This is a genomic window from Mesorhizobium sp. WSM4850, from assembly GCF_055811735.1.
This window is the reverse complement of the sequence record NZ_JBVVPV010000029.1, coordinates 25,704-44,577: the sequence shown is the minus strand read 5'-3', so window position 1 is coordinate 44,577 and position 18,874 is coordinate 25,704. Positions and strand designations below refer to the sequence as shown.

At 59.9% G+C, this 18,874-nt stretch carries 13 protein-coding genes and 1 pseudogene; 8 read left to right on the top strand and 6 right to left on the bottom strand.

All coding sequences use genetic code 11. The features are described 5' to 3' along the window. Nucleotides 1-8: 8 nt before the first annotated feature. Entirely contained in the window at nt 9-1,208 is a 1,200-nt protein-coding gene (gene nifS, locus AC0L2Z_RS23560; RefSeq protein ID WP_473629451.1) for a cysteine desulfurase NifS, read from the bottom strand. Between the two features lie 179 nt (nt 1,209-1,387). Beyond that, a complete protein-coding gene (locus tag AC0L2Z_RS23555; protein ID WP_473517689.1) occupies nt 1,388-1,708 on the bottom strand; it encodes a HesB/IscA family protein in 321 nt (106 codons plus the stop codon). A 319-nt stretch (nt 1,709-2,027) separates the two neighbouring features. Between AC0L2Z_RS23555 and AC0L2Z_RS23550 the strand changes: the two genes are divergently transcribed. After that, nucleotides 2,028-3,089, top strand: coding sequence for a hemin-degrading factor (locus AC0L2Z_RS23550; protein WP_473629450.1), 1,062 nt, complete (start codon nt 2,028-2,030; stop codon nt 3,087-3,089). Between the two features lie 1,490 nt (nt 3,090-4,579). Here AC0L2Z_RS23550 and AC0L2Z_RS23545 read toward each other — a convergent pair. Further along, the gene (locus tag AC0L2Z_RS23545) at nt 4,580-5,743 is read right to left on the bottom strand and encodes an IS110 family RNA-guided transposase (protein ID WP_473629449.1); all 1,164 of its coding nucleotides are present in this window, start codon (nt 5,741-5,743) and stop codon (nt 4,580-4,582) included. 424 nt (nt 5,744-6,167) lie between these two features. Here AC0L2Z_RS23545 and AC0L2Z_RS23540 point away from each other — a divergent pair, with 424 nt between their 5' ends. From AC0L2Z_RS23540 to AC0L2Z_RS23525, 4 genes and pseudogenes are all read left to right on the top strand, one after another. Beyond that, a complete protein-coding gene (locus AC0L2Z_RS23540; RefSeq protein WP_473629448.1) occupies nt 6,168-7,385 on the top strand; it encodes a cytochrome P450 in 1,218 nt (405 codons plus the stop codon). A gap of 31 nt (nt 7,386-7,416) precedes the next feature. Next, a pseudogene (locus AC0L2Z_RS23535) lies at nt 7,417-7,599 on the top strand (ferredoxin); the annotation flags it as partial. Between the two features lie 126 nt (nt 7,600-7,725). Then, nucleotides 7,726-8,295, top strand: coding sequence for a nuclear transport factor 2 family protein (locus tag AC0L2Z_RS23530; RefSeq protein ID WP_473629470.1), 570 nt, complete (start codon nt 7,726-7,728; stop codon nt 8,293-8,295). A 426-nt stretch (nt 8,296-8,721) separates the two neighbouring features. Next, entirely contained in the window at nt 8,722-9,366 is a 645-nt protein-coding gene (locus AC0L2Z_RS23525) for a nitrogen fixation protein NifQ (RefSeq protein ID WP_473517687.1), read from the top strand. On the opposite strand, the gene rpoN is transcribed toward AC0L2Z_RS23525, so the two are convergent. The 3 genes from rpoN to AC0L2Z_RS23510 all read right to left on the bottom strand — a co-directional run bounded on the left by rpoN (nt 9,345) and on the right by AC0L2Z_RS23510 (nt 14,078). Beyond that, on the bottom strand, nt 9,345-10,754 hold the full coding sequence (rpoN, locus tag AC0L2Z_RS23520) for an RNA polymerase factor sigma-54 (RefSeq protein WP_473480587.1): 1,410 nt from the start codon (nt 10,752-10,754) through the stop codon (nt 9,345-9,347). The genes AC0L2Z_RS23525 and rpoN overlap by 22 nt on opposite strands. A 180-nt stretch (nt 10,755-10,934) precedes the next feature. Beyond that, nucleotides 10,935-11,468 carry a peroxiredoxin gene (locus AC0L2Z_RS23515; protein ID WP_065010713.1) on the bottom strand — a complete coding sequence of 178 codons (534 nt, stop codon included), beginning with the start codon at nt 11,466-11,468 and terminating at the stop codon, nt 10,935-10,937. A 1,392-nt stretch (nt 11,469-12,860) separates the two neighbouring features. Beyond that, entirely contained in the window at nt 12,861-14,078 is a 1,218-nt protein-coding gene (locus tag AC0L2Z_RS23510) for an MFS transporter (protein WP_473488631.1), read from the bottom strand. 633 nt (nt 14,079-14,711) lie between these two features. Here AC0L2Z_RS23510 and nifH point away from each other — a divergent pair. From nifH to nifK, 3 genes are all read left to right on the top strand, one after another. Beyond that, nucleotides 14,712-15,605 carry a nitrogenase iron protein gene (gene nifH, locus AC0L2Z_RS23505; protein WP_065010720.1) on the top strand — a complete coding sequence of 298 codons (894 nt, stop codon included), beginning with the start codon at nt 14,712-14,714 and terminating at the stop codon, nt 15,603-15,605. Nucleotides 15,606-15,697: 92 nt separating this feature from the next. Beyond that, nucleotides 15,698-17,200, top strand: a complete 1,503-nt coding sequence (gene nifD, locus AC0L2Z_RS23500; RefSeq protein ID WP_473629447.1) for a nitrogenase molybdenum-iron protein alpha chain — start codon at nt 15,698-15,700, stop codon at nt 17,198-17,200. 131 nt (nt 17,201-17,331) lie between these two features. Next, on the top strand, nt 17,332-18,873 hold the full coding sequence (gene nifK, locus AC0L2Z_RS23495) for a nitrogenase molybdenum-iron protein subunit beta (protein ID WP_473480581.1): 1,542 nt from the start codon (nt 17,332-17,334) through the stop codon (nt 18,871-18,873). Nucleotide 18,874: the final 1 nt, after the last annotated feature.

Genomic DNA, 18,874 nt, shown 5'->3' with positions numbered 1-18,874 from the left:
ACGCCGGTTCATCTGCCGCTGAGACCTGGTACGCATTGAAGGCCTTCGGCGCTCCGTATATTCGACCCGGAACTGTGGGCGTCGCGCAGCTTCTCCACAATTGAAGGCAAGACCTCTAGCACCCGGTCTACCTCTTCTTGTCCGTTGTCACGCGCGAAAGAGAAGCGGACCGCCCCATGTGGCATTTTCATCGCCCTCAGGACGTGACTTGGCTCCGCACAGCCCGATGTGCAGGCGGACCCGGAGGAACAGACGATACCCTCGCGGTTGAGGAGATGCAGGATTCCATGGCCTTCAAAACCTTCGAAGGCAATGTTTGCGGTGTTCGGCAAGCGCTCCAGGGGATCGCCGTTGATGAAGCTGTTTGGGACATGCTGGACAAGCCCGTTCTCCAGCCGGTCGCGGAGCCACTTTATCCGTGGGGTCTCCTCATCCATGAATTTCAAGGCGAGTTCGGCGGCCATGCCGAGCCCGACTATGCCGGGCGTGTTTTCGGTGCCCGCGCGCCGGTCGCTCTCTTGGTGACCCCCCTTGATCAGGGACTGGAACGGCACGCCGCGCTTGACGAAAAGTGCGCCGGCCCCTTTTGGTCCATGAAATTTATGACTGGAGAGCGACAGCATGTCGATGGCGGTTGATTTCAGGTCGATCGGGAACTTGCCGACTGCCTGCACGGCATCAGTGTGGAAAAGGGCGCCGACTTCCTTGGCCAATTCGGCGAGCTTGGCGACAGGGAAGATCGTACCAGTCTCGTTGTTGGCCCACATGATCGAGACGATTGCCACGTTTGGGCTGAGAGCAGCCCGGTAAGCGTCAACGTCGAGCCGGCCCTGGCAATCCACCGGGATCCTGTGCACCTTGACGCGGCGCGTCTCCTCGAGATGCGCGCAGAGCGTCAGAACGGCCGGATGTTCGACGGCGGAAGTCACAATCTCTGTTCGGTCAGGCATCACCTGGAGCGCCGAAAGAATGGCAGCATTGTCGCTTTCCGTTCCACCCGAGGTGAAGGTGATCTCGTCGTCGAACTCCGCGCCGATCAGCGCCTGCAGCTGGCGCCGCGCGTTTCTCAACGCGGCACCGGCAAGGGCGCCAAAACCGTGCGCCGACGAAGGGTTGCCGAATTGATCCGTAAGCAACGGCAACATCGCTTCAAAGACTTCAGGATCGACCCGTGTCGTTGCGTTGTTGTCGAGATAGACAACTTTCATGGGCTGTGGTCCTCAATGGAGTGGAAGGGAGGCGCAAACCCGGTCGCATCGAGCCTTGCGCATGCCGTTGCTGGCGGAGACGATCCAGAAGCGGTGCAGGTGCCCCACAAATTGGCGCAGATTGGGCCGCCATCGCACCGACAAGCTCACCTCAGGCGCACTCTCTCCTTCTTCGGCAATTAACTACAGGACTTGCCGCAGGAGCACTTCCCGCTCGCATTCGGATTGTCGAAGACAAAGCCGGAGGTTTCGAGACCCGTGACGAAGTCGACGGCCATGCCGGCTACATGCGGCTGGGTGCCGGCGTCTACGAACACCTTGATCCCATCTGTCTCGATGATCGCGTCGCCCTCGCGCGGGACGCTCTCCAGGCCCATCGAGTATTTGAAGCCGGAGCAGCCGCCGGCCTCGACCTTGATACGAAAGCCTTCTGCCGGCTCACTAGCGGCGGAAAGAGCGGTTTTAACGGCGGCAACGGCCTTGTCGGTGAGCGTAATCATTGCTCGTTTCTCCTCAGTGCGTGACGGTTTGGGCATCACCGTGCATGGACCGTGCCAATGGGAAAAACCGTTTCCGGACAGTGCGACATCGCCAACGCGGCCACGATTCTGGTTCGGCTGTTGCCGCGAAGGCGTTGGGCAACCGACAGCATTGTCGGATTTGTCGAGACCGCCACAGGGGGGTGGGCTCGAGTTCCCTCTGAACTGGCTCGTAAGCCGGGCTTCCGAGACGCTTCGAGAAATTGGCACGACTTTTGAGCTCTTTTTTGGCGAGGGCGAAGACGCCCTACCGACAGTATGCGCAAGCAGGGGTGAAGACATGCACCAGCACGAGAAACCGTCGCCGGAGAGAATCCGGCGGGCACGCGAAGACAGCCCCAAAATCCGCGACCACGATCTCGCCGCCCAATTGGGCATTTCGGAAGCGGAGCTTTCCGCGGCACATTGCGGTTTTGGCACGGTGCGCATCCAGCCACGCGTTAATGATATGCTGACCGGTCTCGAGGCGGTCGGCGAGGTGATGGCGCTGACCCGCAATGCCAGTGCCGTGCATGAGAAGATAGGCATCTACGATAAGGTGTTCACCGGAAAGCGTCACGCCATGGTGCTCGGCAAGGACATTGATTTGCGCATCTTCGCGAACGTGTGGGCGCACGGCTTTGCGGTCGAGGCACGCGATGGCGGGGAGATCCACCGCAGCCTGCAATTCTTCGACGCCGCAGGCGAGGCAGTGCACAAGGTGCATCTGAGGTCGTCCTCCAACCTCTATGCCTATCAAAAACTGACAGACGAGCTCCAATCCTCGAACCAGGAGCCGATCGTGTCGGTTGAGGGGAGGTCAGCCGAAAACCTCGCAAAGATTGCGGACCAAGCCGCTACAGTCGATGACCTGCGGGAGCACTGGAGTCGGCTGACCGACGTGCACCAGTTCTTCGGCATGCTGAAGGCCCTGAACCTCAGCCGCCGCCAGGCGGTGCGCATGGTCGGCCAGGATTACGCCTGGCTGCTCGACAATGCTGCCGTTGGCGCCATGTTCCATCGTGCGGCCGAGGACGAGATGCCGATCATGTGCTTCGTCGGCAATCGTGGCTGCATCCAGATTCATTCCGGCCCTATCAAGTCGGTCAAGCAGATCGGGCCTTGCATCAATGTGCTCGACGAGACTTTCCACCTGCATCTCAGGGCCCACCACATCCGTGAGGTTTGGGCCGTGCGCAAGCCGACCAGGGACGGTCACGTCACGTCACTCGAAGCCTATGGCGCCAATGGCAAGATGATCGTCCAGTTCTTCGGGACGCGCAAGGAAGGCGAACCCGAGCGCCACGACTGGCGGCTACTGGCCGAGAACCTGCCGCGCATTCCCCGTTCAACCGCCGCTTGAGGTGAGGCCGATGCATATCGATTCCCGTTTCGCTCGGCATGCGCCGCTACTCTGGATTTTGCTGACCACCGCTTTGCCTGCCGAGGCCAACGAGGGCACAGCTGCCTTTTGCGGCCCGCCGAGGATCACCTCGATCGACGGCGCCATTCCCGAGGGCCACCGCGCTTGGCGAGGATCGCCATCATTGCTCCCGTTGCGATGAGCCACAACCTGAACTCCGCGGTAAAGCTACTCAATGCAGGCAAATGCGTCAGCTGCCCGGACGGGTGTGTTGTCGGTCGATTGTCCAACATCCCAGATGTACGGCAGCGGGCGGGAGGAATTGCTCGAAGTGAAGTCGATTGGTCCCTCCGTCAAGATTCCAGAGGACGGCCTCCACAAAGGCATCTCGAATGATCCTTCGCCGGCAAGAGCCCTCGGCGTCTCATGCCAAGCTCGAAAAGGTAACGTCCGAGACGGATGCAAAGCTGAACACGCCCGAAAGCAGCCCGCATTATCAAGGAACGCTTAGCGCATCCTGTTCGCGCTCTCGGCTCAGCGCGGCTAGATTCTTGCCAAGAGCAGCAACACAGCAGTCAACGGCCAGGTTGCCGATGCGACCAGTGCGGTCGAGGATTTCTCCGGCTACCAGCAGATACCCCCACGAGGCGATCGCCTCGCCAGGCCGATGTGATCCTGACGCAGAAGAATTGGGGCTGCCGATCTCCGCAGTGAGCTATTTGCGGGCGCCCTGATGGCCTCGGCGCCGGCGGACGTGGGGCCCTCTTCTTGCCATAGGCGCGGCCGATCGCGGCCCCGTCTCCGACTCGCTCAGGCGCTCGACCGCATACAAATCACCTCGCGCAAGAGATCGGGATCCGGAGCCTTCTCCACGAGCGCGCAGGTTCACCATGCCGTCGGTCATCGATCGTCCTTCGAATTAGTTGGGTCAGCAACCCGACCTTACCGACGAAGTATCGATGACGACCGCAAAGCCGCTCGCTCGCATGTATGGGCTAATCTTTGTCAAGGTGATCTTTCAGTCGTTCCGTCTCCTTGTTCAGCTGTGGCGCCCCATTTGTTCCTGCTTTGGCTCCGGGGTTCATTGGGGGCGCCGCGCGCAGTGACGGTCAAGGGTGGGCCTTTGGCCATCGCGAAGCGACTTGCCCTTGATGGTCACGAGCACGGCGGCAGCGTTACATTGAGCCGGCAGGTGCCTGTTCGTAGAGGTCTATAACTTGCAAACCGAGGGGAGCTCGCCATCCGGCGCCGTAAACGCGCCGCAAGCTTGTATGCGGTTGATCCTCGCGGATCAAAAACCATGATGCAGCCATACGCATCGGCGGCGAAGCTCCGGGCGGTGGGCCCATTCTACAGCGCGGCGTCGTAAGCCATGTGAGCGGCCGGGATCACCACCACCTCGGATCGTTATCGGCAGACGCTATTGCAGCTGCCAAACTTCAATGCTCGTCCTGTCGAACCCTCCTCCATGCTTTATACCGGACGCAGGGCTACTCCCGTCGGGATCTCGCCGTCGGGATCTCGCCGGTCGTGACAAGTCGCCAGAAGGCAATCAGTAGCTTGCGCGCCAAAGCCACGATCATTGTCTTGCGCGTACCGCCACGGCCATCGGCCGTTCTCGCGCAAAACCAGTGCGCCAGCGCGCTGTCCTTTTGGAATTGGAGGAACCGCCAAGCCAGTAGGATCATGCCGTAGCGGACGCGAGCGTTGCCGGCCCGCGCAAGACCTTTCTCGCGCCTGCGTTGGCCGCTCTCATCCGGCGCCCCGGTAAGTCCGGCATAGCGGGCGACGGCTCTCCGATCACGCAGGCCGCGTGAGAGAATCTCATTCACCAGCATGTCCGCAGTCTCGATACCGACACCGATGATCCGCGCAAGAAGGCGAACCATCGCGAGCGGACCCTTCTCCGTGTCCGGAACCACCGAGAGCTGCCGCAACCGCTCCTGTTCGATCTCGTGGATTTGTTCACGCAACAGGTGAAGCCGTCCGAGATTACGGCGCAACTCGGCTCGGCTTCGTTCCGGTAGGGGCATACCTTCCGCCGTATGCAGAGCCTCCAGTTTCTCGGCAGCTTTGCGCAGATTGGGTTTGAAGGCGCGAATGCCGAAGCGAGCGAGGATTGCCTTGATGCGGTTGACGATCCGTGTACGTTCGCGGACGAGATTGTCTCGTTCACGGTTCGGACGGCGGGCCTCCTCCTCATTGATGGTTGGGATGGCTGCCATGCTGCAGTGGCGCTTCTCGCCCCGCAGCCAGCCAAGAAAGGCGCGCATCAGCAGTTCGGTATCGAGGCGATCGGTCTTGGCACGCCGATGTTCACGGGAAACCGCGACGCTCGATGGATGTATGACATAAGCTTCGACAGCGCGCGCCTGGAGCCAGCGCGCCAACCAAAAGCCGTCGCGTCCAGCCTCATAGGCGACAACGATGCGCCGGACTTCACGCCCGGCTTGGATGGCTTCGCTGCGCCAGCGGCGCAACAGCCTGAACACCGAATCCGGGTCGGCATCGAGCTTCTTGAGAGGGTTACGTTCAAAGCCAGGGACCGTCGCAGCTATGAGCCACTTTGTCTGGCTCATCTCAATCACTGCGACCAACGTGCTGTCCTGATCAAGGGCGGTAAGGGATTTGCTTGCATCAAAGGATGGTGACATGGGGCGCTCCTTAGGTAGCTGCTCAACAGCGTCGAGGGTGCCACACGCTCGCCGCCGCCCATAGCATCTACAGCGCTCGTGGAGGGCGCGCTCGCGAGCGGCTTCGCTACCGCCGAGCTACACCCTCTCTCGCAGGTGACCTCGTTCGATACTTAGCCTCTTCACTCGGCTCCTCGCTAGCATTCTTTTCTGCAAAACCTTGTCGTGTCTGGAACAGTCATGAATGTCGAAATTCGTACCAAGGTTAGCCTCAGAAGGGCAGCTACAACGGAGATATGAGCAGCGCCAATGGTGCGCTTATTCGGCACGCAATTTGCTCGACGTTGTCATCGGAGGCGATGTCGGCAGTGCGCGCGGAGCTCAGCGGTGACGAACAGCCTTGCGATCTCAACCGAGCGTAAACGCCTGAACGCAGGAGAACCAAATGGCGACCAACCCGGTTCCAGATCATGTCCCGCCGGAAATGGTGGGCGACTTCAGCCTTTTTTCCTCGCCAGGCATGTCTCCGGCGCCCAACGGCGACCCCCACGCAGCAATCGCTTGCGTGCATGCCGGACCGCGAATCTTTTATTCGCCCTGGAACACGCGTACCGGGCAGGGTGCTTGGGTCATCACTCGCGCCGCAGATCAGCGCCGGGTGCTGCAGGAGACCGAAAACTTTTCCAGTCATCGCAACGTCTTCGCATCTGCACTGGGCGAAGACTGGCCGACGATCCCGCTCGAACTCGATCCCCCTTCCCATGCAGTCTTTCGCTCATTGCTCAATCCGCTCTTTTCGCCGAAGCGTGTAACGGAACTGGAGCCCGCCATCCGCGAGCGAGCGATATCGCTTATCACGAGGATCGCCTCGTCGGGAACAAGCTGCGATGTCATGAAGGATTTCGCCTTTCCTTTCGCGGTCAGCATCTTCCTTCGCTTCATCGGACTGCCGGAGCACCGTCTTGAGACGTTTGTTGCCTGGGCGAAAGATCTGCTCCATGGCGATGATGTCAGACGGCCGGCGGCGGCTCGGACGATTGTAGCGTTCATAGACGAGCTGGCGGCGATGCGCCGCAACAAGCCCGTCGACGATTTCATGAGCTTCATTGTGCAGGCGCAGGTCGAGGGCCGCGGGCTGACAGACCAGGAGGTCCGTGGCATTGGCGTGCTCGTTTTGGTGGCGGGGCTCGACACGGTCGCTACAGCCATAGGCTTTGACTTGGCCTATCTCGCGCGAAAACTGGAAGATCAGGAATTGCTCCGAAAAGAACCGGACCGGATCGTGCGCGCAGCCGAAGAACTGCTGCGTGCCTTTCCGACCGTTCATTTGATCCGCGTCGCACGGAAAGATATCGACTTCGAAGGCGCGCCGATCCGCAAGGGGGACTTCGTTTCCTGCGCCACGATGATTGCAAATCGTGACCCGGCGGAATTCGAATCTCCCAACACGGTCGATCTGACCCGAGAAGGCATCCGCCACGCCGCCTTTGGCTATGGTCCCCACCGGTGCCTTGGTTCACATCTCGCGCGCCGGGAAATTGTCATTGGCCTGGAGGAGTGGCTGGCGCGCCTGCCGCCCTTTCGGATCAAGGAGGGAACAGCACCCATCACCCACGGCGGCCAACTGTTCGGGATTGAAAATCTGATCCTGGAGTGGGGCTAAACCTAGCCCGGCCTGAGCTGGGGCACAGACGTTGGAGGTCGCCTTGCGCATCATCGTTCACCAAGCCAGATGTCAGGGGCATGCGCAATGCGCGGCGCGAGCGCCGGCAGTCTTCAAGCTGGATGAGGCGGGTTACATCCTCCCCGGTGATATCGAGGTTGCGGACGCGGAGCAACTGCTTGCGTCGGATGGGGTGCGATCCTGCCCCGAACTTGCGCTGGAAATCGACGATCCACCCGCTGCGCGAATCGCTTCGGAGGCCACCCTCAAACCGAAGACAGAGGTCCCGGAACACGTCGGAACCACCGAATTTGCGGCAGACCCGACGGGCCAAGCGAAAATCGTCGAACTGCTCGACCGCGAGGCGATCCGCGACTGCCTCTATCGGTATTGCCGCGGGATAGACCGTGCCGATGAAGCGGCACTGCGCAGCGCCTACTGGCCAGATGCACATGACAATCACGGGGCCTATTGCGGCTCGGCAGAGGGCTTCATCCGGTTTGCGCTCGGCGTCTTCAAGACCGGACCGCGCAACATCCATCAGATCACGAACATCCTTGTCGAATTCATCAACCCGGCAGAGGCCGCAGTCGAGAGCTATTTCACCGCGCTGCAACGCGGACCGGACAAAGACGGAGAAGTGCGTCAGATGTTTCTATGCGGGCGCTACTGCGATCTGTTTCAAAAGCGGGAAGGGGAGTGGCGGATTGCCGAACGGACCGTTGTCTATGACTGGCTGGAGGAGCAGATCCCATCCTTGGTCCTGGAGGCAGAACGCTTCGGCACGCGACAGCCGATTGGAGCACCGTATCCGGACGATCCTGTCTATGCGCTCGGGGAGCGCCGCATTGCTTCTCATGACAGTGCCATCACAACCTTGGGACCGCATCAGTATGACTACGGACTGTGAAACTTCCAACGCCACCGCGCCACCTGCAAGGGAAAGATGGGCCGGCAGGAACCCCCGCGTGAGAGCGGCAACGCTCTGGTCTGAAACCGTGAGCGCACCGAGGACGCCGGTGGTATCGATTTGCTGGAGCTTGGCAGAGCCCCCTCATCGATCCTGAAACTGTCCAATCGCGTTACGGACCCAGTTGAGAGATTTCGACCAGGGACAATGCTGCCAGACCGAACTGGGGGAGACCGGATCATCCCCCCATCAACAACGCTATGGGTCATGGTTTAGCGCGGTGACTTCGAAGGCCAGCTTGGTCATGCGGTCGACCCGCGGCCCGCTGTATTGGGGTTGAGCCCGCGCCGGCGCGTGCCCGTAGTCGGACCCATGTGCTCTCGGCAGGGCCGCTGCATCGCGAAAACAAACCAGGAGAACGGGACCATGTCCGCACAGAAAGACGCATGTGTCGGCGCCGGCCAATGGCCCACCAGCATCGAGCCGGAGAGGGGGTTCGACGAGCATGTTCTTGCCTGCGTTCTCTCGTGTGCGCTCAAGGAAGTCGAGGCTGGCGAAGCGACAGCGACGGAGTCAACAGGGCTGTCCCTTGCCGAGCTGCGCGAGGTCCTGCCCCTGGGTTTGTCCGCAACCGCTATGGCGGCCTTAGCCTTGGAAGACGTCAGCGATCCTGAGCGGGGCATGGAGGAAGAACTTCTGCGCGGCCTTCTGCTGGCGCATGCCCGGCCGAGCGACCCGGCGAGCGCGCGCTTCGCTAAGATCGTCGCCCGGCGCGCCATGCGCGATGACCATCTGTGGCAGGATCTTGGTCTTCTCAATCGGGCCGAGCTCAACCGCCTGCTTGCCACCCATTTCCCGATGCTTGCAGCCGGCAATACCCAAAACATGAAATGGAAGAAGTACTTTTACCGCAAACTCTGTGAGGCCGAAGGGTTTTTGCTATGCACTGCGCCCAATTGCCGGGAATGTAGCGATTTCGACGGTTGCTTCGGCCCGGAGGAGGGCAAATGTGAAGAACGCGTCACATTTGATTTAGGGGCCGCTTTTGGTCACGAGGCCTTGAGGCCTTGATCGCCGTCCCGCCACAAGCGCTTTTCCCGGCGCCGCTGTATGGAGGAGGGGATGTTCATCGCCTCGCGATATTTGGTGACCGTGCGGCGAGCGAGATCTATGCCGCATTCCTTGAGCCGGTCAGCGATGTCATCGTCAGAAAGCATGTTATCAAGCGATTCTTCGGCGACCATCGCTTTGATCCGATGGCGGACAGCTTCGGCGGAGTGCGCGTCACCGCCTTCACAGGAGGCGATCGCGACAGTGAAGAAATACTTGAGTTCGAACACGCCGCGTGGGGTAACCATGTACTTGTTCGAGGTCACCCGGCTTACAGTCGACTCATGCATGTTGATCGCGTCGGCGACCGTCCTGAGATTGAGGGGCCGTAGGTGGGCGACGCCATATTCCAGAAAGGCATCCTGCTGGCGCACGATTTCGGTGGCAACCTTAAGGATCGTCTTGGCGCGCTGATCGAGGCTGCGGATCAACCAGTTCGCGTTTTGCAAGCATTCATTGAGAAATGTCATGTCTTTCGATTTTTTGGCGGCTCGGCAGGAAACCTCCGCGACATAGCTTTGGTTGATCAGCACCTTGGGCAGCGTGTTCGGATCAAGTTCGATCTGCCATCCACCTCCTGGCGAGCGCAGGACCCATACGTCCGGTATCACGCATTCCGGCGTTCCCGACTGGAATCTGTTTCCAGGCTTGGGGTCAAGCGCACGGATTTCCTGCAACATGTCGAGAAGATCTTCTTCATCGACGCCGCAACGCTGCTTCAATGTCTGAAAATCGCGTCGCGCAAGCATCTCAAGGTTGGCAACCAAAACCGCCATCGCCGGGTCGAACCGGTTTCGCTCGCGCAACTGTATCTCGAGACATTCGCTGAGCGATCGTGCGAAAATTCCCGGTGGATCGAGGTGCTGCAAGACGCCCAGCACCCGTTCCACATGGGCCAGCCCGACGTTTAGGGTGTCAGCCAAGTCCGAAGGACTTACCCGAAGATAGCCAGTGTCATCCAGATGCCCGGCAAGCTGATGAGCAATCAGCCGCTCGTGCGGTGTGAAGGCGGTGAGGGAGATCTGACGAGCGACATGGTCGTGCAACGTTTCCGCTAAGGCGACAAACTCCTCGTAGGCAGGACGCTCGCCCGGCGTGGTGTTCGTCGTGCTGAGCTGGGATTTCCCTTGCCTGGGCAGGTCCGGGGACCTTGCCCAGTTCGGTCCTTCAACCTCGCCAGACCACCCTTCGTCGTTTGGCGCATGCTCCAGAAGCGGATTTTTCTCGAGCTCCTGGTCCACGAACTGATGCAGTTCGGCATGCGTCAGCTGCAACAGGCGAATCGACTCGATGAGTTGAGGCGATGCCGCAAGAGACTGTTTCTGAAGTAGGCTGAAGGACGATTTCATGGTCGGTTCGGTATTCCTGTCAAAGAAGCTCTTGGCGGTGGCTAATTAGATCTCTCACAGGTCGACGCTTCTAAGCCGCGTCACGTTTGAACGACCTCACGGGCCGCGCGCCTCCAGAGCTTTGCGCTCTGCACACAGTGTCGTCCAAAACGCAGTTGCGCATGGTCGATGTGCACCAGGTCACGCAGCGTCCTTCAATGATTGAAGGACGTTCTGCGGGGATGAGACGCCATAGGGGTCGGTCTCGCAGTTGTCGGAGAAACCTTCCTCCTCAAACCACTGCTCCACCACGCCATTATTAAGCAGAGCCGCGTAGCGCCACGAGCGCATACCAAAGCCCAGATTGTCCTTGGCAACCAGCATGCCCATTTTGCGCGTGAACTCGCCAGACCCGTCCGGGATCAGCTCGACCTTCTGCAGCCCCAAGGACTTTCCCCATGCGTTCATGACAAAGGCATCGTTGACCGAGAGGCAGTAGATCGCGTCAACTCCTTCTTTCTTGAAATCCTCGTAGAGATCTTCGAAATTGGGCAGTTGGTAGGTCGAGCAGGTCGGGGTGAAAGCGCCAGGCAGGGAGAACAGGATGACGCGTTTGCCGGCAAAGTAGTCGTCGGATGTTTTTTCTTCCCAACGGTACGGATTTGGCCCCTGGATTGAATCATCGCGAACACGCGTCAGAAACGTGACGAATGGGACCTTCTTTTGACCGGTCATCAACTTGCTCCTTTTGAAGAAACTGGCGCACTGGATTTTACTGAGGCTATCGGATTGCCGCGCTGGGGTGCTGCCAGGCCAGGGCGCGAGACAATGCCCTACGCGGCTCCCGATTCTTTCCCCCTTCTGGTCTATGGGAACGGCCCGGCTCCAGATGTTCGGATCTCCAAACCGGGCGATGCGCAGTCTTCAGCGAGGACAACCACCGCCGCCTTCGCCGATCGTCTAGAGCTTCGCGTGCCAGCCATGGTTCGGTATCCGCTTTCATCGTGTTCAATGGGCTCTGAGCACGAGCAGCAAGAGACATGCCATTTGCAATGAAGCTGCTTCTGCACTCCCCTTTCGGACGACGTCTTTCGCCACGCGGGATGCGCGCCATAGCCGTCGGTGTGTAGCGCGGATATTTGCGCTTCCGCCGGCTGGCAAACACCACACAGCGCATGCCCATGCCCACGGCGCAGCCGCGGGCACCACCGCAGCGAGGGGCACAGTGCGCTCCTAGTAGCGGTGTTGGCAGAGGCATGACTGACGCGAACGCACGCCTGTGACAGCAATTCATGGCGGCCGCTCTTCGGCAATCGCCATGATCCCGAGTCGATGAGGATCGAATTTGGCTCGGCCACGATCATGACATGCTTGGCGTTCCAACTGGCTTCGCCGTGCGCGTCCATCGAAACCTCTGTGTCGGAAACGGAACTAGAATTGTCGCAAGGCCGACCGAAACGTCGCCAAGCCGCCGCTGGTTAGCGGGAAGGGGCGCAACGCAAACGGAGCGCCACCCGGGCACGCAAATTGCGGTCGATGATCTTGTCGGTGGGACGTCCGCAATTCGAGCGAGACCCTCGGCTGCGCCCTAACGTCGGCGTTGCAAGAGATGATTTGACGTCTCGCTAGCTCGCGGTTGCTGAACATACGATGCCTGACCTTCAAACGATGATTGAAGAGCAGATTACGCCCTATCTCCCAAGCTCGTCGGCTCCGCCAGTGGGAAGAGTCCATGCCATGAGGCTGTCGGACATAGTTATCCGCGACGGTGAAGCCCTAGCGCTGACACCTTGCAATCTCAGGACATCGACGAGGCTACGCCTCAAGAACGGCACCTGGTCATCCATCAGCTGCCTAGCGCGACCCGCGCTCGCCCGGGCTGCGTAACCTGACCAACTCCGCCCGGGCGAACGCTGATGCACTTCCTGTAGCCGCGAACGGTGAAACCGGCGAGGCGAGGCGCCCGGCACTGGTCCAGGCCCCATCGGGTGGTAGCCGCGACCCAGGTCATATCTAGGCGAGACGAAGGCCTGAACCGACAAAGTAGTCGTGGGCGGGATCGCGCCGCGCGGCTGGTGCGGCTGCATCGCGAGCGCTGAGCTGAAGGTCTTTCCCGTCAGAGGTTGGTTAGGTTGTGCGTTTCGGGCCGAATAGGAACACCGTGAGGGCTGCGAGGAAAGTGGCAACCGCGCTGTAGGCAAATACACTGGCGACGCCGACATTGTTCACAAGCAAACCGCCGAAGATCGCGCCGGCTGCGATGGCAATCTGGAACGTTGATGTCATCAGCACACCGGCGCTTTCGGCCTGCTCGGGAACGGCGCGCAGCACCATCCAAGTCTGTACCCCCACCGGCACCGCACCGAAGCCAAAGCTCCATACAGCAACCGCAATGGCCGAGGCGGAGGCCGATGCTCCAGGCATCAGCAATGAGACAGCGGCTATCGCCATGAGCAGGGGCGGCAGCGCCGCGACTGCCTTGAGGCTGTGTTTCGCCAGGAATGCGCCGGCTAAATTGCCGAAGAAGCCGCATACGCCGGAAACGAGCAACAGCAATGAGATCGTCTCGATTCGGAGGGCGGGAATCTCCTCGAGGTAGGCCCGGACATAGGTGAAGCTGGCGAAGTGCCCAGAAGCGACCAGCAGTACGACCAAAAGCGCGACCCTGATAGTTGGCTTCTTGATCACATTCAGCAGACCGCGGAGTCCAGCCATTTCAACCGGCGGCAACGTCGGAATGGTTACGAGTTGCACCAGCAATGTAACGCCATTGACGGCTGCGGCGATCATAAAGGTGGCTCGCCATCCCCAGATGTCGCCTACATAGGCGCCGACTGGAGGCGCGCAAACGATAGCGACCGAAACGCCGGTGAGGATGATTGATAGGGCGCGCGGCAGGAGATGATTTGGAACCAGCCGAATCGCCAGCGATGCCGAAATCGACCAGAAGCCTCCAAGCGCAATGCCGAGCACGACGCGTGCCGCTAGGAAAACCGGCAGCGACCACGCGACACCCGCCAGAACGTTGGACAGGATCTGAAGCAGCATCATCGCCCACAGGACGATCCTGCGGTCCAGGCGCTTTGTTATGAAGGCGATCGTCGGCGCAGAGATCGCCGCAGCAATCGCCGTCGCTGTCATCGTCTGTCCAGCCGCACCCTCTGTGACATGCAGATCATGCGCGAGCGGCGTCAGCACGCTGGCAGGCAAAAGCTCTGCCGCCACCAACCCGAAGGTGCCCAGGGCAAGCGATATGACCGCGCCCCATGCGGGACGAGATCGTTGATCCGGCTTTTCTGGGCCGTGCAGAAAAGTCTCCATGAAGCCTGTCGCGGATTCGGTCATGAATAAGCTCGCCAGCTTGGGTGCAACTGCAACATGGGTTCGCAGCAGCGACCCGCATTCATGCCAGGAGCACGCCGTTGCCGGCGGCGTCGCACGAAAGGAATGTTCATCGCTGCCCGACATGTTGTGACAGCGCCGCGTGCAATATCAGTGCCGGTTCTCCGAGCCGGACGAGGATGTGATCGTCGGCAGTCGTCGCATCAGGCATGTTCCATGCCGACTTCGCGGGGCCAGTCTCGAACCAGCCATGCGCAACCAGCTACCGAGCACGCACGTCTGATGTCCCGCGGCGGGAGGCGCGCAAGCCGGTCGCTTTGCCGCCGCCTGTATGCAGCCAAAGGTCGGCTCTAGCTCGAAGGCCCGAGTTCTTCCAGTGTCGGTCTCGAAGCTGACGCCTTGTGTCGGGCATTGTCGGGTCCGCTACAGGGCTTGTTCCGACAATTCGCTGGCAGCAAACACTTGTTGGAGCTCAAGCTAACTCGCGGGGCACAAACGAAAAAATACCTTTTTGGTTATCAGCAAGCTACTTGGCACGAGTCTTGAGACCCTTTCGGTGTGAGGCGGCAAGAGCTGCCCATCGGCATTCATATTGCGGCCAGCCGCGACGGATGGAACGAAGGAAGGAAATCTATAATGTCAGGTCTGCGTCAGATCGCCTTTTACGGAAAGGGCGGCATCGGCAAGTCCACCACCTCCCAAAACACGCTCGCCGCCCTTGTCGACCTTGGGCAGAGAATCCTCATCGTCGGCTGCGACCCCAAAGCCGACTCCACCCGCCTTATCCTGAACTCGAAGGCTCAGGATACTGTCCTGCATCTTGCGGCACAGGAAGGTTCGGTGGAAGATCTCGAGCTGCAGGACGTGCTCAAGATTGGCTACAGAGGCATCAAGTGCGTGGAGTCCGGCGGCCCGGAGCCGGGCGTTGGCTGCGCCGGCCGAGGCGTCATCACATCAATCAACTTCCTCGAAGAGAACGGCGCCTATGACGATGTGGACTATGTCTCCTACGACGTGCTCGGCGACGTGGTTTGCGGCGGTTTCGCGATGCCGATACGCGAGGGCAAGGCGCAGGAAATCTACATCGTTATGTCCGGGGAGATGATGGCGCTCTATGCGGCCAACAACATCGCCAAGGGCATCCTGAAATATGCCCATTCGGGGGGCGTGCGGCTCGGAGGCCTGATCTGCAACGAACGTCAAACCGACCGTGAGCTCGACCTCGCTGAAGCCCTGGCTTCCAGGCTCAACTCCAAGCTCATCCATTTCGTGCCGCGCGACAACATCGTCCAGCACGCCGAGCTCAGGAAGATGTCAGTTATCCAGTATGCGCCGGATTCCAAGCAGGCCGGAGAGTATCGCGCGCTGGCCGAGAAGATCCATGCCAATTCTGGCCAGGGCACCATCCCGACGCCGATAACCATGGAGGAGCTCGAGGACATGCTGCTCGACTTCGGCATCATGAAGACCGACGAGCAGATGCTTGCCGAGCTTCAGGCCAAGGAAGCGGCCAAGGCGGCCGCCCAGTAACGACCGATATTGGTCGCCTCTCGGGTTGGGGCGCCTTGCAAAGAACGGCGCTTCATCGGTGACGCGTCATCAGACACCTTGAAAGGGGTCCCATGAGCCTGGAATACGAGAATGATGGTGCTCTCCATGCGAAGCTTATCGAGGAGGTGCTATCGCAATATCCCGACAAGGCGGCGAAGCGCCGCAAAAAACACCTGAGCATCGCAAAGAGCGGGGATGAGGCTGGCGGGGAAAGTGAGATCCTTTCCGAATGCGACGTCAAATCGAACATCAAGTCCATCCCCGGGGTCATGACAATCCGCGGCTGCGCCTATGCCGGCTCAAAGGGCGTGGTCTGGGGCCCAGTCAAGGATATGGTCCATATCTCACATGGCCCCGTCGGTTGCGGCCAATATTCCTGGTCACAGCGACGCAATTACTATGTGGGCACAACGGGCATCGACACGTTCGGGACAATGCAGTTCACCTCCGATTTCCAGGAGAAAGACATTGTCTTCGGCGGTGACAAGAAACTGGAACAGATCATCGACGAGATCGAGATGCTGTTTCCGCTGAACAACGGCATCACCGTGCAATCCGAATGCCCGATCGGTCTCATTGGTGATGACACCGAGGCAGTTTCTCGCAAGAAAGCCAAGGAGTACGAAAAGACTATCGTGCCGGTGCGCTGCGAGGGCTTCCGCGGCGTCTCGCAATCACTCGGCCACCACATCGCCAATGACGCGATCCGCGACTGGGTCTTCGACAAGAAGGACGTCGAGTTCGAGGCCGGTGCTTACGACGTTAACGTGATCGGCGACTACAATATTGGCGGCGACGCCTGGGCCTCGCGCATCTTGCTTGAGGAGATAGGATTGCGCGTGGTCGGCAACTGGTCGGGCGACGCAACACTGGCCGAGATTGAGCGCGCGCCAAAGGCCAAGCTCAATCTCATCCACTGCTACCGCTCGATGAACTACATCTGCCGACATATGGAGGAAAAGTATGGCGTCGCCTGGATGGAGTACAATTTCTTCGGACCGTCCCAGATCGAGACCTCTCTGCGCAACATAGCCAAGCATTTCGGGCCGGAAATCGAGGAGAAAACCGAGAAGGTGATCGCCAAGTACAGACCGCTTGTTGACGCCGTCATCTCCAAGTACCGGCCGCGTCTCGAAGGCAATACCGTCATGCTATACGTCGGTGGCCTGCGCCCCCGCCACGTCATCACAGCTTACGAGGACCTCGGCATGGTGATCGTCGGCACTGGCTACGAGTTCGGCCACAACGATGACTATCAGCGCACCGGTCATTACGTAAAGAACGGCACGCTGATCTATGACGACGTTACCGGCTACGAGTTGGAGAAGTTCATCGAGGGAGTTCGACCCAACCTCGTGGGCTCTGGCATCAAGGAAAAATACCCGGTGCAGAAGATGGGTATTCCGTTCCGTCAGATGCACTCCTGGGACTATTCGGGACCTTATCACGGCTATGACGGCTTTGCCATTTTCGCGCGTGACGTGGATCTTGCCATCAACAATCCGGTCTGGGATCTCTACCAGGCCCCTTGGAAAGAACGCCCGCCCAGTGGGCGGGCGATAGCTGCCGAATAGACGCCCTGTCCTGGCCTAGTCTCCCCAGAGAGACCATGAACCCCGCGAGCTTGTGAGCCTCGGGATTACCGGAAACGTCTCGATCTATCTGAGCTGCCGAATGCGCGGCCAGATTAAAAAGAGGAATACCAATGCCGCAGTCGGCCGAAAAGATTCTCGACCACGCTCCCCTGTTCCGCGAGCCGGAATACAGGCAAATGCTCGCCGAGAAGAAGCTGAATTTCGAATGTCCGCACCCGGATCAGATCGTTACCGATCAAGGCGAATTTACCAAGACCTGGGAATACCGCGAAAAGAACCTCGCCCGGGAAGCGCTGGTAATAAATCCCGCCAAGGCCTGCCAGCCGCTCGGCGCGGTGTTCGCGGCCGCGGGCTTCGAGCGGACCATGTCCTTCGTCCACGGCAGCCAAGGCTGCGTGGCCTATTACCGCTCGCACCTGTCGCGCCATTTCAAGGAACCTGCTTCGGCGGTTTCCTCCTCGATGACCGAGGACGCGGCAGTGTTCGGCGGCCTGAAGAACCTGGTCGACGGGCTCGCCAACACCTACCAGCTTTACGATCCCAAGATGATCGCAGTGTCGACGACATGTATGGCGGAGGTCATAGGCGACGACCTGCACAGCTTCATCGAGAACGCCAAAGAGGAAAAGTCAGTCCCGCTCGACTTTGACGTGCCCTTTGCCCACACACCAGCCTTCGTTGGTAGCCATGTCGACGGCTATGACGGCATGCTCAAGGGTATTCTGGAGCACTTCTGGAAGGGCCAGCAGCGTACGGAAACCAAGGGAAGCATCAACGTCATTCCGGGCTTCGACGGTTTCTGCGTTGGCAACAACAGGGAACTCAAACGTCTGCTCGATGTGATGGGTGTTTCCTACACCTTCATCCAGGACGCGTCTGACCAGTTCGATACACCATCGGACGGGGAATACCGGATGTACGACGGCGGCACGAAGATTGATGAGGTGAGGGGGGCACTCGACGCTGAGGCAACGCTTTCGCTGCAGCACTACAACACCCGAAAAACGCTGGACTATTGCGGGCAAGTTGGGCAGGCCACGGCTTCCTTCCATTATCCGCTCGGCGTCCAGGCGACTGACGAATTGCTGATGAAGGTCTCGGCGCTTTCCGGGAAGGAAATCCCCGAGGCAATCCGGCTGGAGCGCGGCCGACTGATTGATGCCATGGCGGACAGCCAGTCCTGGCTGCACGGCAAGAAATACGCGATCTACGGCGACCCGGACTTCGTGTACGCCATGGCCCGCTTCGTCATGGAAACGGGCGGCGAGCCGACACATTGCCTCGCCACCAACGGCACCTCGGCGTGGGAAGCCGAGTTGAAGAAACTGCTTGCATCCTCGCCCTTCGGCAAGGACGCTCAGGTCTGGGCGGGCAAGGACCTTTGGGCTATGCGGTCTCTGCTCTTCACCGAGCCAGTGGACCTGCTGATCGGCAATTCCTATGGCAAGTATCTGGAGCGCGACACCGGCACGCCGCTGATCCGGCTGACATTTCCGATATTCGACCGGCACCACCACCATCGCTTTGCGCTCATGGGCTACCAGGGCGGATTACGCGTGCTGACCACGATCCTCGACAAGATCTTCGACAAGCTCGATCGCGAGACGAGCCAGACGGGCGTGACGGACTATTCCTATGACCTCACCCGCTAAA